Here is a 14,748-nt window from a genome sequence, read left to right as displayed (position 1 = left end):
TTACGCTGCCGCGAGGGCGTCGAATAGCGGCTTTCCGTCGGTGCCGCCCATTAGCGGGTCCACCAGGTCCTCGGGGTGGGGCATCAGGCCGAGGACGCGCAGGTTGGGGCTGAGGATGCCGGCGATGGAGCGGGCGCTGCCGTTCAGGTTGGCTTCCGGCGTGACGGCGCCGGTTCTGTCGGCGTAGCGGAGGGCGACGAGGTTTTCGGATTCGAGGCGGTCAAGGGTGGCGTCGTCCGCAAAATAGTTGCCGTCGCCGTGGGCCATGATCGCCTGGAAGGTCTGGCCGGTCTGGTAGCGGCCGGTGAAGATGGTGTCGGCGCGTTCCACCCGCAGGTGGCAGTTCATCGACAGGAAGCGCAGCGAGGCGTTGCGGAGCAGGGCGCCGGGCAGGATGCCGGCCTCGGCCAGGATCTGGAAGCCGTTGCAGACGCCCAGGACGTAGCCGCCTTTGTCGGCGTGGGCCTTGACGGCCTGCATGATGGGGGACTGGGCGGCCATGGCGCCGCAGCGGAGGTAGTCGCCGAAGCTGAAACCGCCGGGGATGACGATCAGGTCGACGCCGGCGATGTCGGTGTCCTTGTGCCAGAGCATCCTGGGCTTGGTGCCGAAGGAGGCCTCCAGGGCGATCGCCATGTCGCGCTCGCGGTTGATGCCGGGGAAGATGACGATGCCAGCTTTCATGGGACCCGTGATGGTGGTGCTGGCGGGGTATTAGCGTTGTTTGGCGGGAGGGACAATGAAGGGGGGGGTGGAGAACAGTGAGGTGGTGTCAAATGATCATATATTGGGCCAATGCGGCATGGGGAGAACCGCATAACGGCCGTTTTTAGTGAGTCGGGGCAGACGCTCAACGTCGTCGCCATCAGGTGGGTCACATCCCACCGAGGCTGTTATTCCGCGTGGTCATTGCCCGACGTGTGGCCAAGGCATGAACCGGCACGGATGAAAGGCCAGGCGATGCGCAACAATAACGCTTCAGGCCGTTGGCCCTATCCGGCCGTCATGGCCCGGCGTGTTGGAGCCACCCGGTGCGGCAGGTGCGGGAACAGCTGGCCGGGATCCTTCCCCAATCAAGTCGGTGGAGGGCCATGACGTAAAGAAGTGGCGGCCCGATCCGCTTGTGGTTTTGGAGTCCTACTGTGGACCAGCCCGACCAGCGCATACGAGAACGAGGGGCGAAGAAAACGGCTCTGTCTCAAAGCGCGATATATAGCTATATCAGAATAACTAAATTATGTAGAATCAATAAGATATACTTTGTGGATCGAAACAGAAAACCAAAGCGCCAGAACTGACCACTGATCCGCACGCGGTACATTCCATCATCTGCTCGGCCTCCTCGTCGCGGCTTATCGCCGCACCAGACAGCAATCGAACAGGGGCGGTGGCGCGAACGCTGACGGAGCCCATGACAAGGGCCCGGACAATTCGGATGGGCACAGTACCCACTGTGCTGTAACGAGGTGGTCGAGCAAATGGAACTGACTGATGACCGTCTCGATATCGGGTACTTATTCCGGCCTCGTCACCCTGTCCGGAGCGGCTGACGACCCGGCGACGATAACCGCGAACGGTCTGCTCAACGCCGGCCTCTACGCCTCGAGCCTCGCCGCGGTCTGGTCCATCACCAACGCCGGCACCATCCTTGGCCTCGGCGCCACGCTAAGGAGCGCCGGCACGGTGCTGAATATCGGCGATATCGCCGGAGCCCCGACGGCCAGTCCGGGGATTTACCTTTTCGCGGGCGGCGGGGTCATCAACTTCGGCCTGATCAGCGGACTCTATGGCATTCAAGCCCGCCTGGGTGCCGCGAACGTCCAGAATACGGGCCGCATCACGGGCGGCACGGTGGGGCGGTTCGGGCGGGGCATCGTCCTCGACGCGGGCGGTGGCGTCACCAATGAATCGTCCGGTGTGATCGGCGGGTATGACGGGATCGATGGCGGGTCCGTCGACCCGGTGACCGTGGAGAATTTCGGTAGCATCACGGGGAACGCGACTGCGTCCGGCGGCAACGGCATCACCCTCAATGCAGGCGGCCGTGTCGCCAATGAAATTTTCGGCGTGATCGGCGGGTATGACGGAATCGACAGCGAACTTGTCGACACGGTGACCGTGGAGAATTCCGGCAGCATCGCGGGGAATGCGACTGTGTCCGGCGGCAAAGGCATTCTTCTCGGTGCCGGCGGCGTTGTCACCAATCAAAGTCTCGGCGTGATCAGCGGGTATGACGGGATTTATGTCCTTGGCGGCGCCATGACGGTGGCGAACCTGGGGCGCATCGCCGGGAACACGACCGCCACCCACGGCAGCGGCGTGACGTTCATGATCGGTGGCGTCCTCACCAATGCTTACGGCGGCACCATCAGCGGACATGTGGGGGTCTATAGCGGCCACAGCGGCGCGACGATCGTGAATGACGGGCTGATCATGGGCTACGCGACAAAGTACGGCGGCAGAGGCGTCAGCTTCGACGATGGCGGCAACATCACCAACCAACAACTTGGCTCGATCAGCGGGAATTACGCGATTTTTGGCGGCGCCGGGGGCGCTGTGACCGTGGTGAATGCCGGACTCGTGGCCGGCGATATGACGTCCCGGTTCAACCGCGGCATCGTTTTGCAGGACGGCACAGTCACCAACACCGGTTCGATCATCGGGTTTGACGGCTTGTATGGCCGCGATGGGGGAGTCATAACGGTGGTGAATGCTGGCACCATCGCCGGGAACGCATCGCTGGGTGGCAACGGAATCAGACTCGGTGGCGGCAGCATCGACAATCAGCAATCCGGTTCGGTGAACGGATTTTACGGTCTTTTCGGCAGCGGTACCATAACCGTATCGAACGCGGGCCGTATTGACGGCAACCAGAATGTCACGGGTGCCGCGGGCATTATCATCGGAACCGGGAGCGTCACCAACCAGGATAGTGGCACGATCAACGGATTTTGGGGGATTTTGGGCGAACTCTCCAGCGACCCGACGGTGGTGAATTCCGGTTACATCGAAGGGAACACAGCGGCGTCGCGCGGCGTGGGCGTTTACCTCCAGGACGACGGCAGTGTCATCAACGACTCGTCCGGCACGATCATCGGGCGCACCGGGATCTTGGCCGGCGGTGCCTACGCCTCCATCGTGAACAGCGGCAGCATCCTGGGAAATGCGACGCTTGCCGGCGCCAGCGGCGTGAGCGTTGCAGTGCGCGGCAGCGTCACCAACCAGAGCAATGGGACGATCGGCGGCTATTACGGCGTCTTCGGCGGAACAATCGTGGTGAACGACGGCCTGATCACAGGCAACACGACAGCGCCGAACGGCAGGGGCGTTCGGTTCACCAATGCCAGCCTGAGCCTCACCAACCAGAGCCAGGGCACCATCAGCGGATATGACGGGATCCTGGCAGGGTCGGCGAGCGGTGTGACCATCACCAATGCCGGCACCATTATCGGCACCAAGGACGCCGTGATTTTCCGCAGCGGTACCGCGAGCCGCCTGATTATCGACCCGAATGCGGTTTTTGTCGGAACGGTGACCGGCCTCAACCTGGTCAATGCGGCGACGCTGGAACTTGCGTCTGCCGCCTCGGCCGGCACGCTGTCGCAGTTGGGCACACAGTTCGTCGATTTCAGCCAGGTCCTGGTGGATGAAGGGGCGTCGTGGACATTGGCTGGATCGAACACGCTTCCCGTCGGCGCGACGCTGAGCAACGCCGGAACGCTGACCCTGTTGGATGCCACGCTGACCGCCGACGCCGTGGTCAACAATGGCGGGATCGTCCTGGACCCGAGCACGATGACTGTTGCGAGCCTTGACGGGAGCGGTACGGTCACGATCGCGGCTGGTGGCACGCTGGATGTGCAGGGTACGGTCGCGAGCGGCGAAACGATCGTGTTCGGGGGCGCCGGCGCTTACCTGCATGTGCGTGCGCCAGACAGCTTCTCCGGCAGTATCGTCAATTTCGCGGCGGGAGAAACGATCGACCTGGCAGGCGTGGCGCCGGCGACGGTCGCCTATGCCGCGGGCCGGCTGAGTTTCGGCACCAGCGGCGGCTCGATCGCGCTCGCGGCCTCGCCTGAGGTTCCATTGGCCGGGTTCGCCAGCGCCGACGGGTCCGATGTCACGGTGCTTTGTTTCTGTACCGACACTTTTATCCTGACCGAAGGCGGGGAGCGCCCGGTGCAGGATCTTGTCGCCGGCGACCGGGTCGTCACATACGACGGCAGCGTGCGGCCGATCGTCTGGATCGGCATCGGCAAGGTGCTGGCGACCCACGGGCGGCGCAACGCGGCGACGCCGGTGATCGTGCGCAAAGGGGCGTTGGGGCCAGATATGCCGCATACCGATCTGCGCGTGACCAAGGGGCACGCGCTGTGGTTCGATGGACTGCTGATCCCGGTGGAATTCCTGGTCAATCATCGGTCGATTCTGTGGGACGATCGGGCACAGGAGGTGTCGCTCTATCACGTGGAACTGGCGACGCACGATGTGCTGCTGGCGAATGGGGCGGCCACGGAGAGTTACCGCGATGACGGCAACCGCTGGCTGTTCCAGAACGCTCGTTCGGGTTGGGAACTGCCGGCGCAGGCGCCGTGCGCGCCGGTGCTGACGGGTGGTCCGGCGGTGGACGCGGTGTGGCGGCGGTTGCTGGACCGTTGCGGTCAGCTTGTGGTGGGGCCGCTGACCGAGGAACCGGATCTGCATTTGCTGGTTGACGGACACCGGCTGAACCCCACGCGGGTGAGCGGGCAGGCGTATCTCTTCACGCTTCGGACGCTGCCCGGTTCGGTGCGGATCGTATCGCGCGCCGCTGTGCCGCAGGTTTTGGGTTTTGCCCGTGATCCACGCTGCCTCGGTGTGGCGCTGCGGCGCGTGTCGGTGGGATGGGGTGCCGAACTGTTGGTGACCGAGGCGGATGATCCTCGGTTTAACGAGGGCTTCCACGATTTCGAGCCGGAAAACTGGTGTCGCTGGACCTGTGGCGACGCGGCGTTGCCGGCCGCGTTGTTGGAGGGGTGGCCGGGACCGTTGCAGATCACGCTGACGCTGGGCGGGGTGACGCGTTATCCGGTTGGGGTGTGTGGGTCACGCGCGGCCTGAGGGCGATCGCGGGGTTCTGCGTCATGTTTTACGTCGGAGATATGGCGCGGCGGTTTCAACCTGGTCCAGCACTTGCGTACCCGTCGGGAAACCCCGACCATGTCACGGACCTCAACCCGCAAAGGGAATGCTGCCATGCGTCCGAACCGTCTCCGCGCCTTGCTGAATGCCGACCAGCCGACGCTGGGCACCCATTTGCTGTCGACCTGGCCGACGCTGGTGGAACTGGTGGGGTTCGCCGGGGCGTATGATTATGTCGAGTTCACCGCTGAATATGCGCCGTTCGGCATGGCCGACCTGGACAACCTGGGGCGGGCGCTGGAACTGAAGAACCTGACGGGGATGATCAAGATCGAGCAGACGCAGTGGACCCATCAGGCCATGCGGGCGATCGGGTCGGGGTTCCAGAGTATCCTGTTCGCTGACCTGCGCACGGTCGAGGACGCGCATGCCTGCGTGGCGGCGGTGCGGGCCGAAACGCCGGGCACCGGCGGGCGGCTGGGCGTCGGCATGCGGCGTGATGTGGGCACGGTGATGGAAGGCGGGTCTCCGGCCTATGTCGAGGCGCTGAATGACGTCGTGATCGCGATCATGGTCGAGAAGCGGGAATGCGTGGAGGACCTGGACAACATCCTGTCGGTCAAAGGTATCGACATGGTGCAGTTCGGGAGTTCCGATTACTCGATGAGCCTGGGGCTGACGGGGCAGCGGAACCATCCGGACGTGAAATCGGCGGAGCGGAAGACGATCGAGATGGCGCTGAAGAAGGGGCTGCATCCGCGGATCGAACTCGCCAACATCAAGGACGCGGCGCCGTATCTGGAGATGGGCGTGAAGCATTTCTGCATCGGCTGGGATGTGCGGATTTTGCACGAGTGGTGGCGGGTGAACGGCGAGGGGATGCGGGCGATGCTGGAGGGTGGCGCGACGAAGGCTCCGGCCCAGAAGGAACGTGTCGGGACGTATTAGTTTCCGCCGGCAGTCCGACCGGCGGGAGGGGGCGGCCACGGCTTCTCATTTTTAAGGCGGATTAAGCGGGATAAGGGGGGATGAAAGGGGATTGTCTTCGCGATCTGGCTTGGGCGGTGATGCGGCGGATTCCGATTTTGGGCTGACCGAAATTGATCTGTATACGCAACAATTTGTCGGTCGCTCGTGGATAGTTTCGGGTTGCGGCACGTGCACGTCGCTCAGCCCGGACTTTCGTATCTCGTGCGCAAGGGCATTCTCATAGACCGTCTCAACGAACCCATTGGCAAGCCGAAAAGCTCACCCAATGGCCTGCTCGGTCACCGGCGCCTACAACCGTACATCCCCTTTATCCATCTACATCCCGCTAATCTGCCTTATAAAAATTGTCTTGACGTCCGTATCGACATCTGGAGGGGCGCAAAGGCCTTACGCCGCTTATACTAACGCACCGTGAAGCCCTACGAACACGGACAACCCGTGGAGCGTTTCGATTTAGGCTCGGGCGAGATTGGAGGCGAAGCAGATCAGGTTGCCGTCGAGGTCGCTGACGATCAGGCTGCGCATGGCCCAGGGCTCGTCGCGCGGCGGCTGGCGGATGTTGGCGCCGGCGGAATGCAATTGCTGGTGCAGGGCATTGACGTCGGTGACTTCGATGAAGGCGCTGAGGAGATCCTCGCCGGCGGTGTGGTCGATGACGGGTTTGGTGACGCAACGGAGGGCCAGGATCGCCTCGTCGCGGGCGATATGGGCGTAGAACGGGACGTCGCCGTAGACGAAGAGCGGGTGAAAACCGAGCGGGCCGGTGTAATAGGCGAGGGCGGCGGGGAAATCTTTGACGAAGACGTTCGGAATGGCTGGTTTCAGCATCGGACGGTCTCCTGATCGCTTATTTCGTGGAGACTAATCGGTTCGGCTGTTTTTGCTTGTTACATACTGTGCCGAACTATCATCCGTCGACTGCTTGCCAACCGAAATCCAGTAGCGGCCGAACGGCGGTGAACCGATCGAGCAGGAGCGTCGGCAAGGACGAGGCGAGGACGTCGGCGTCGGTCAGCGCGTGGCGGGCGACCAGGTTCCGGCGTTTCAGGAATGGCTCGATGGGTGTGCCTTTGGCGGCCTCGCAGCCGCGTGGCAGGCGTTTGGTGCTTTCTTCGTCCGGATCAAGCGGCATGGCTTTGGCGTCGAGCGCTCGCACTACGTTCAGGAACCGTTTGGGGTCGGCGATGATCCGCTGGCGCAGGCGGTCGAGTTGGGGTGGTTCCGGGTGCCAGAATCCGGCGGCGGTGAAGCAGCCGCCGGGCTCGATGTGGATGTAGAACAGGCCGAACGCCAGTTTGGCTCCGGTCCGGCTGAGCGAGGCGCCGCAGTGGGTCTTGTAGGGTCGTTTGTCCTTGGCGAAACGGACGTCTCGGTGGACGCGGAATACGGCCTTTGCCGGATCGCCGGTCAGGGGCAGTTTGCGGGCGGCGGCGAGTGTCAGCAGGTCCGCGACCAGGGCCAGCATCGGGCCACGCACCAGTGATTCGTAGTCGTCGCGGCGGGGCTTGAACCAGGCGGGATCGTTGTTGGCGGCAAGGTTGCGCAGGAATTGCAGCCCCTCGGTGGGGAAGCCGGTGAAATTCATCACGGCGGGGGCGGGAGCGGGTGCCACTCGGGCTGCCTACGGACGGGGGACTAGTAATGTGAGGTGACGTTGATGCCGACCCAGCGGTTGGCCCGGTATGCCATGCTGATGAAGATCGGCTTCCATGCCTTCTGCATTCGAAAACACAGGCGTGGATGGCGGGCCTCCGCCCACCATGACGGGGGTACGACGGTGCCGGCGAGTCGAGGACAACGCCGATGGGGGCGAACATGCCACCCGCTTATCCCGCGACCGATACCTGGAAGCTTTCGATCACCGTGTTGGCCAGTAGTTTGCGCGCCATTTCCTCGGCGGTGGCTTTGGCTTTCTCGGGATCGGTTTCGGACAATTCGATTTCGAGGACCTTGCCGGCACGGACGTCGTTGACGCCGGTGAAGCCGAGGGTGCCGAGGGCGTGGGCGATGGCTTTGCCCTGGGGATCCAGGACGCCGGATTTCAGCATCACCGTGACGGTCGCTTTCACTGCATCAACTCCGGGCCTTTGAGGTCTCGGGTGCCGGCTTCCGGCAGGATGCCCAGGCGGCGGGCGACTTCCTGGTAGCCTTCCTCGACCTTGCCGAGGTCGCGGCGGAAGCGGTCCTTGTCCATTTTCTCGTTCGTCTTGCTGTCCCACAGGCGGCAGTTGTCGGGGCTGATTTCGTCGGCGAGGATGATCCGCATCTCCTCATTTTCCCACAGACGGCCGAATTCCAGCTTGAAGTCGACCAGGGTGATGCCGACGCCCAGCAACAGGCCGGACAGGAAGTCGTTGATCCGCAGGGTCAGCGCGACGATGTCGTCGAGGTCGGCAGTGTTGGCCCAGCCGAAGCAGGTGATGTGCTCCTCCGACACCATCGGGTCGTTCAGGGCGTCGTTCTTGTAGTAGTATTCGATGATGGAGCGGGGCAGGCGGGTGCCCTCGGCGATGCCGAGGCGGGTCGCCAGGCTGCCGGCGGCGACGTTGCGGACGACGACCTCCAGCGGGATGATCTCGACCTCGCGGATCAGTTGCTCGCGCATGTTCAGGCGGCGGACGAAATGGGTGGGCACGCCGATGTCGTGCAGGCGCATCATCAGATATTCGCTGATGCGGTTGTTCAACACGCCCTTGCCGGTGATGATGCCCTTCTTGGCGCCGTTGCCGGCGGTGGCGTCGTCCTTGAAATACTGCACCAGCGTGCCGGGTTCAGGACCCTCGAACAGGATCTTGGCTTTGCCCTCATAGAGTTGTCGGCGGCGGGCCATCGCGAGGTTCCTTTGGTGGTCACCGCGTCGCGCTGCGGCGCGGTTGTCATGATCGTGCCGGGGCACGTGGGCGTTTATCGTGCGGAGGCACGTGGGCGTTGATCGTGCCGGGGCACGTTGGAGGCTATCGAGCGGCGGGGCGGGTATAGCAGCGGTATCGCGGACGCAAAAGGCCGGGCTGCTACGGCAGTGTGACAGGCAGGAATGGCGCCTGGTGCGGCGGGCCTGCCGCGAACAGCCATATTGGGTCGCCTTCGGCCGGAAGCGCGATGAAAGAGGAGCTTACGGTGCCGAATCCGCCGCGGGGCTCCACGTTCAATTGTTCCGCCGGCCCGCCGCTCTGGTCCGACAGGATGGCCTTCCAGGTCTCCCAGTCGGGTTCCGCCGCCTGGAAGCGGGGCAGGTGGGCGGCGGTCCGCGGGCTGTCCATGTCGTTTGGATCGAGTGCGGTGACCATGGAGACGCCTGGCGGCAGGCGTTCGGCGCTGGGGTAGCCGTAACCGACACCTCGGACGAACCAGGCGCCCGAGCGGTCCGCGAGGACCATGTTGAAGCCTCGCCACAGGCTGGCGTCCAGGCTGGTGAGTGCCGCGGCGGCGGCGGTGGCCGTGGGGTGTTCCAGCGCCATCAGCGGCAGGTCGCCCCGGCTGCGCTTGCCGATGGCGGGACCCAGGGTGCCGGGCCGGTTCAATACGGTGGCGACGACTCCGTGGCGGTTGATGCCCATCCAGGTGCCGCCTGCGGTGCGGTCCCGGCCGGCGATGATGCCGGGTCGGTCGGGCCACCAGGCGGCGGGCGGGTCCCAGGGGCGGTCCATCCGTTCATCACGATTGGCGGCGAGGAGGATCTGGTCGGGGCGGACGAGGACGACGACGGTACACACAGGAACAACATGGCGTGTGACGGCGGGAAAGGCCAGGGTGGGGCGATACCAATTTGCGGCTCAGGCCGCGGTGCGTCCTGCGTCAACCGGAGAAGCGTACGCCGCCTGATCGACGGGCATCGGATAGCGGAGCAGGCCGTTGACTGTCAGCTCCACGGTCGCACCGGCGCGCCACGTCGACAGCAGCGCCGGCGGCAATACCGCTTCGCCGTTGGTCCAACGATGGCGTTCCGCTGGCTCAGGCCCGTGGAAGCCGGCGCCGAGGCTCTCGTCGTCCCATCCCACCTCTAGCCGCAGGCCTTGCTGCGCCAGCACGATGCCTCGCAAGGCGACACCGAGCCGGCGCTGATCCTGGGCGATGCCGAGCATCGACGGGATGGCGCTGCGTGAGACGATGCGCAGATCGGCGACCGGATTCGGCAGGCGGAAACGCCAGATTCCGGCTTCGGTCTGTTCGGCGTCCAGCCGTACGCCGTCGGCGAGCAGATGCAGGTCGGGATCGTCGGTCAGTGCCAGATCAGGTGGGCCGGCGCGATCGGACAGTTGGCGCCAGATCCGTCCGACCGTCGGATGATCGTGCAGCACCGGCGCATATGGTGGCATCGGCGGGACCAGCGGACGGGTCGCGGCATTTTGAAACTGCGCGCTGTTGCCGTCCTCGCGGTAACTCTCCGCGGCGACGCGCTCGGCCACCACCACGTCGTGGCTGTCCAACTCCAGGTGGTAATATTCCACCACCTGTGCTTCCTCGACCCAGGCGATCGAGCGGTGATTGATCAGTTCTTCGACGGGGATCAGTACGCCCTGCAGATACAGGCTGTGCCCGCGCGTGATGTAGAGGTCGCGGTGCGGCCGGAACTCACCCAGCGCGTGGCGGAGGATCACCACCGGGGTCGCTCGGTCGCGGTTGCGGGGGGTGACCAGCGTGCGACCGAATCCGACCCAGCGCAGCGGGCGGTGTGCGCCGGAAACAGTGGTGACCAGGTCACCAGGCCGCAGCGTCTCCACCGGCACCTCGCCGGCCGGCGTCAGGATATGTGTGCCGCGCAGAAAGCAGGGCGGTTCAAGGTCGATGGTGACCAAACCGCTGCCGGAATTCTCGGCCGCGACCAGCGTCTGGCTCGTACCGTTGTCCAACGAACCACCGCCGCCGCCGCCGTAGTAGCCGAAGCGGGCGTAGCCGCCGCCGCCGCCACCGCTGAAACCGCCGCCGCTGCCGCCGCCGTCGTAACCGCCGGCGCCACCGCCGCCGAATCCACCGGCGCCGTAGTTGCCGACGCCACCGCTGTATCCGCTGCCTCGGGCGTTGCCATTGGTGGGGAGGATGCTGGTTGACTTGCTGGTGGATCCGTTCCCGCCACTGTATCCACCACCACCGCCGCCATATTTGCCGCCGTTACCGCCGCCACTGCCGCCGACACCACCGGCACCACCGCTGTAATTGCCGGTTTGCCCGGAACCGCCGGTCTGGCCGCCGCCGCCCAGGAAGCCCGGCAAAGTTTTATTGAATGCGCTGCCGCCGCCGCCGCCGGCGATCACCAGCGGAATATCGACAGCGCTGCTGCCGTCGAACGTCTCGATGACGAAGGTGCCACCGCCACCACCACCGGCGCCGGCACCGCCACTACCGCCGGTATCGCCGACGACGACCTGTAGCACCTCGCCTTGCGTGAGGCTGAAGCTACCGCCGATTTCCGCACCGAGCCCACCGGCGCCGCCATTGCCGCCCTGGCCACCTTGGCCGCCGAAGGCTGTGATGTCGTAGGTACCGGTTGCCGCGACCGTGTAGGTTTGGATTATGCCAGTGGAAGTCAACGTCGTACCGGACATCGGGAACCTCTACAGTCGAGAAGGACACAACCGCACTAAACAGTTACGCCACCGTATGGAAAGTGCCCGCGTCTACGTTCACGCCTTCCCGATGATCGTTCCGGGGACCGGGTCAGCCTCCGGCTGGACGCAGCATCGGCCTGATTGGGTCGGACGCCGGTGCCCTGACGAACACCGCCACGCCTGCCGCGCCCAGCACCGCCACCGCGCCGATCAGCATGAAGGCGGCGTAGAAGGACCCGGTCGCCTGGACGATGAAGCCGGTGACCAGCGGGGCGACGATGCCGCCGCAGTTGGCGATGAAGTGGACGAAGCCGGACACGCCGCCGACCCGATCCTGCTCCACCGTGTCGAGGACGATCGCCCAGTAGGTGTTGCCGGTCATGTACATGAAGAACACCGACACGGTCATCAGGGTGATCGCGGCGGTCACGGTTTCGACGGTTCCGGCCATCGCGATGCCGGCGGCGGCGACCAGTAGGCACACCACCAGGACCAGCTTGCGGGCCAGGATCGCATTGCCGGTGAGACGGAAGATCAGGTCGCAGACCGGGCCGCCGACGAGCAGCCCGACGAAGCCGACCAGCCAGGGGATCATGGTGGCGAAGCTCATGCTGGCGAGGCTCAGATGGCGCGCCGAGACCAGATAGGTGGGGAACCAGGTCAGGAAGAAGAACAGGATGCAGGAATAGCCGAAGAACGCGAACGCGGTGGCCAGGATCGCCGGCCGCATCAGGAATTCGCCGAGTGGCTTGCGGGTGCCGCTTGGCGGCGGCTGGGTCTTCTGGCCGGCCTCGAATTCAGCGAGTTCCTCGGGGCTGACGCGGGGGTTTTCGGATGGATGGTCGGTGGCGATGGCGAACCAGGCGATCGTCCAGACGAGGCCGATCAGGGTGATGATGACGAACGCGACGCGCCAGCCGAAATTCAGTGCCAGCAGCCCGACCACTGGTCCTGATACCGCCGCCCCCAGTGGTGTGCCGGCGTTGCCGACGCTGACGGCGGTGGCCTGCTGGCCGTGGGGGAACCAGTTGCGGACGGTCTTGTTGAAGGTCGAGCCGATCGGGCCCTCACCCATGCCGAACAGGATGCGGGCGATCAGCAGCGAGGTCAGGTTCCAGGCGCCCGCGGTGAAGCCGCAGAATACCGACCACAGCACCATGGAGACGCCGAGCACGCGGCGGGGGCCGTAGTGGTCTGACGCGTAGCCGCCGACGAAGCAGAATATTGCGTAGCCGAACGAGAAGCTGCTGAACACGATGCCAAGCTGCGCGGCGTCGAGGTGGAGGTCGGCTCGCACCAGGGGGGCGGCGACACCGAGTGCCGACCGATCGAGATAGTTGATCATGCCGGCCAGGAACATCAGCGCGCCGAGTACCCAGCGCATGCGCAAGCCCATCATTGTCGTTTCCCCTGATCCTGTTGTCGGCGTTGGTTTGCCGGTCGTCCTTGATCGTCAAGCGTTATTTGCCGCCTTTGGTGAAGTCAAGGCCAAGGTCCGACATTTGTGACTACGCTTTCTTTGCTCCCCAGAACACCGGTGCCGATCCTTTCACCAATCCCGTCACGTTCGACCGCCATGCGGCGTGCGGCAGATATTGCCCCAACGGTATGCTGGGCACCGAGGTGAACGCCGCGGCCTGGAATGCGATTTCCTGCTTGCGGCGTTCGGCGTCGTTCGGGGCGTCTATCCATGCCTCGTAGGCGGCCTCCAGCGCCGGATCGTCGGGCCAGCCGAACCATGCCTTCGATCCGTTGCTGCGCAGCGTGTTGGCCAGCAGGGGATCGACATATTCGGGACCCGGCGCGCCGGCGGGGAACATCGACCAGCCGCCTTTGTCGAGTGGTTCCTTCGAGGGGCGCCGTTGCACGATGGTGCCCCAGTCGGTCATCTGCTCGTCCACGTTCAGGCCGGCCTTGTGGAACGCGTCCACCACCACCGTGCTGAACGCGTTGTAGGCAATCTGGTCGGTGGGGTGCATGAAGACGATCTTCTCGCCGCCGTATTTGGCCGCGTCGAGCATGCGCTTCACCTCATCGATGCTGTGCCGCTTGCGGACGAAGTCCATGCCGGCGTCGTTGGCGCACGGCGACGTCGGCAGGAAGTAGCCCATCGGCGCGCGCCACGTCGTCGGGTCGTCGCCCATCGTTGCCAGCATGGCTTCCTTCTGGTCGACGGCGGCGAACATGGCGCGCCGCACCCCGACGTTGCTGGTGGGCGCGTTCAGGTGATTGGGCCGCAGGATGGCGACCGTGCCGTAGAGGTCGAGCAGGCCGGTGGTGATGCCCGATTTTCCCTTCAGCATGGGGATCAGGTCGGGCTGGGGCAGTTCCACCCAGTCCACCTCACCCGCCGCCAGCGCATTGGCGGCGGTGGCGCTGTCGGGGATGACGCGCCATTCCACCCGATCCAGAAGTACGTGATGGCCGCCGGCGGTGTAGGAGGCGGGTTCGTTGCGGGGGACATAGCGGTCGAACTTCGCGAACGCCGCCGTACTGCCGGAGACGTATTCCTTCTCCAGAAACCGGAACGGCCCGCTTCCGACGATCTCGGTCACTTGCTTGTACGGATCGGTGGCGGCCAGGCGGGCCGGCATCATCACCGGTTGCGGTTGCACCTTCGACAGGAAATGCGCCAGCAGCGGGAACGGCTTGCGCAGCCGCCAGACCAGGGTGCGGTCGTCGAGTGCCTCGATCGCGTCGACGCGCAGGTTGATGGTGACGCCGACGGCATCGCGTTTCATCCAGCGCTGCAGACTGGCGAGGCAATCACGCGCGAGCACCGGTGTGCCGTCATGCCACATCAGGCCTTCACGCAGCTTCATCGTCCAGCGCTTGCCGTCGTCGTCGATCACGTGGCCCTCGACCATCTGCGGACGCGGGACGAAGGCCTGATCGCGGCCATACAGCATGTCGTAGACCATCAGCGCGAAATTGCGGGTGACCGTGGCGGTGGTCCAGACCGGGTCGAGGCTGGTCAGATTGGCCTGCGGCACAAAAATCAGTGGCTTGGTGCCGGCGGCGATGGCGGGGCGGGCCAGTGCCGTCAACGCCGTGGCGGCAGCCAGGAATGTGCGTCTTTTCATCGTTTCCT

12 protein-coding genes are annotated in these 14,748 nt (G+C 64.7%); 3 read left to right on the top strand and 9 right to left on the bottom strand.

From position 1 onward, the window contains the following. Window positions 1-684, bottom strand: a complete 684-nt coding sequence (gene purQ / locus GSQ89_RS35400) for a phosphoribosylformylglycinamidine synthase subunit PurQ (RefSeq protein WP_158932810.1) — start codon at window positions 682-684, stop codon at window positions 1-3. Between the two features lie 807 nt (window positions 685-1,491). Between purQ and GSQ89_RS35395 the strand changes: the two genes are divergently transcribed. Together GSQ89_RS35395 and GSQ89_RS35390 are read left to right on the top strand one after the other, a co-directional pair. Beyond that, complete coding sequence (locus GSQ89_RS35395; protein WP_158932809.1) at window positions 1,492-5,100, top strand: Hint domain-containing protein; 3,609 nt, start codon at window positions 1,492-1,494, stop codon at window positions 5,098-5,100. A 135-nt stretch (window positions 5,101-5,235) separates the two neighbouring features. Further along, on the top strand, window positions 5,236-6,069 hold the full coding sequence (locus GSQ89_RS35390) for an HpcH/HpaI aldolase/citrate lyase family protein (RefSeq protein WP_158932808.1): 834 nt from the start codon (window positions 5,236-5,238) through the stop codon (window positions 6,067-6,069). A 495-nt stretch (window positions 6,070-6,564) separates the two neighbouring features. Here GSQ89_RS35390 and GSQ89_RS35385 read toward each other — a convergent pair whose 3' ends face one another. From GSQ89_RS35385 to GSQ89_RS35355, 7 genes are all read right to left on the bottom strand, one after another. After that, complete coding sequence (locus GSQ89_RS35385; RefSeq protein ID WP_158932807.1) at window positions 6,565-6,939, bottom strand: VOC family protein; 375 nt, start codon at window positions 6,937-6,939, stop codon at window positions 6,565-6,567. A 79-nt stretch (window positions 6,940-7,018) separates the two neighbouring features. Then, window positions 7,019-7,723 carry a DUF2461 domain-containing protein gene (locus GSQ89_RS35380; protein ID WP_158932806.1) on the bottom strand — a complete coding sequence of 235 codons (705 nt, stop codon included), beginning with the start codon at window positions 7,721-7,723 and terminating at the stop codon, window positions 7,019-7,021. 214 nt (window positions 7,724-7,937) lie between these two features. Then, a complete protein-coding gene (purS, locus tag GSQ89_RS35375) occupies window positions 7,938-8,180 on the bottom strand; it encodes a phosphoribosylformylglycinamidine synthase subunit PurS (RefSeq protein ID WP_158932805.1) in 243 nt (80 codons plus the stop codon). Beyond that, on the bottom strand, window positions 8,177-8,941 hold the full coding sequence (gene purC / locus GSQ89_RS35370) for a phosphoribosylaminoimidazolesuccinocarboxamide synthase (RefSeq protein ID WP_158932804.1): 765 nt from the start codon (window positions 8,939-8,941) through the stop codon (window positions 8,177-8,179). The genes purS and purC overlap by 4 nt, the downstream gene beginning before the upstream one ends. 181 nt (window positions 8,942-9,122) lie before the next feature. After that, window positions 9,123-9,824 (bottom strand): NRDE family protein, encoded by a 702-nt coding sequence (locus tag GSQ89_RS35365; RefSeq protein ID WP_158932803.1) that lies wholly within the window; start codon window positions 9,822-9,824, stop codon window positions 9,123-9,125. Window positions 9,825-9,884: 60 nt separating this feature from the next. Next, a complete protein-coding gene (locus tag GSQ89_RS39925) occupies window positions 9,885-11,654 on the bottom strand; it encodes a Hint domain-containing protein (RefSeq protein WP_158932802.1) in 1,770 nt (589 codons plus the stop codon). A gap of 112 nt (window positions 11,655-11,766) precedes the next feature. Next, window positions 11,767-13,041 carry an MFS transporter gene (locus tag GSQ89_RS35355; protein ID WP_216856583.1) on the bottom strand — a complete coding sequence of 425 codons (1,275 nt, stop codon included), beginning with the start codon at window positions 13,039-13,041 and terminating at the stop codon, window positions 11,767-11,769. Between GSQ89_RS35355 and GSQ89_RS39845 the strand changes: the two genes are divergently transcribed. Then, the gene (locus tag GSQ89_RS39845) at window positions 13,040-13,165 is read left to right on the top strand and encodes a hypothetical protein (RefSeq protein ID WP_256367372.1); all 126 of its coding nucleotides are present in this window, start codon (window positions 13,040-13,042) and stop codon (window positions 13,163-13,165) included. The two genes, GSQ89_RS35355 and GSQ89_RS39845, sit on opposite strands and share 2 nt — an antisense overlap. Here the strand turns inward: GSQ89_RS39845 and GSQ89_RS35350 are convergent, their stop codons facing one another. Next, window positions 13,166-14,740 (bottom strand): ABC transporter substrate-binding protein, encoded by a 1,575-nt coding sequence (locus tag GSQ89_RS35350; RefSeq protein WP_158932801.1) that lies wholly within the window; start codon window positions 14,738-14,740, stop codon window positions 13,166-13,168. Window positions 14,741-14,748: the final 8 nt, after the last annotated feature.

Source organism: Acidisphaera sp. S103 (assembly GCF_009765975.1).
GTDB lineage: Bacteria > Pseudomonadota > Alphaproteobacteria > Acetobacterales > Acetobacteraceae > Rhodopila.
Note: the sequence above shows the minus strand (reverse complement) of the source record. Positions and strands in the feature narration are given on the sequence as shown.

Bases quoted from the DNA above. Each gene is read 5' to 3' on its own strand.
- purC (WP_158932804.1), bottom strand. From the start codon at position 8,941: ATGGCCCGCCGCCGACAACTCTATGAGGGCAAAGCCAAGATCCTGTTC.
- GSQ89_RS39845 (WP_256367372.1), top strand. From the start codon at position 13,040: ATGCGCAAGCCCATCATTGTCGTTTCCCCTGATCCTGTTGTCGGCGTT.
- GSQ89_RS35395 (WP_158932809.1), top strand. From the start codon at position 1,492: ATGACCGTCTCGATATCGGGTACTTATTCCGGCCTCGTCACCCTGTCC.
- GSQ89_RS39925 (WP_158932802.1), bottom strand. From the start codon at position 11,654: ATGTCCGGTACGACGTTGACTTCCACTGGCATAATCCAAACCTACACG.
- GSQ89_RS35390 (WP_158932808.1), top strand. From the start codon at position 5,236: ATGCGTCCGAACCGTCTCCGCGCCTTGCTGAATGCCGACCAGCCGACG.
- GSQ89_RS35350 (WP_158932801.1), bottom strand. From the start codon at position 14,740: ATGAAAAGACGCACATTCCTGGCTGCCGCCACGGCGTTGACGGCACTG.
- GSQ89_RS35385 (WP_158932807.1), bottom strand. From the start codon at position 6,939: ATGCTGAAACCAGCCATTCCGAACGTCTTCGTCAAAGATTTCCCCGCC.
- purQ (WP_158932810.1), bottom strand. From the start codon at position 684: ATGAAAGCTGGCATCGTCATCTTCCCCGGCATCAACCGCGAGCGCGAC.
- GSQ89_RS35355 (WP_216856583.1), bottom strand. From the start codon at position 13,041: ATGCGCTGGGTACTCGGCGCGCTGATGTTCCTGGCCGGCATGATCAAC.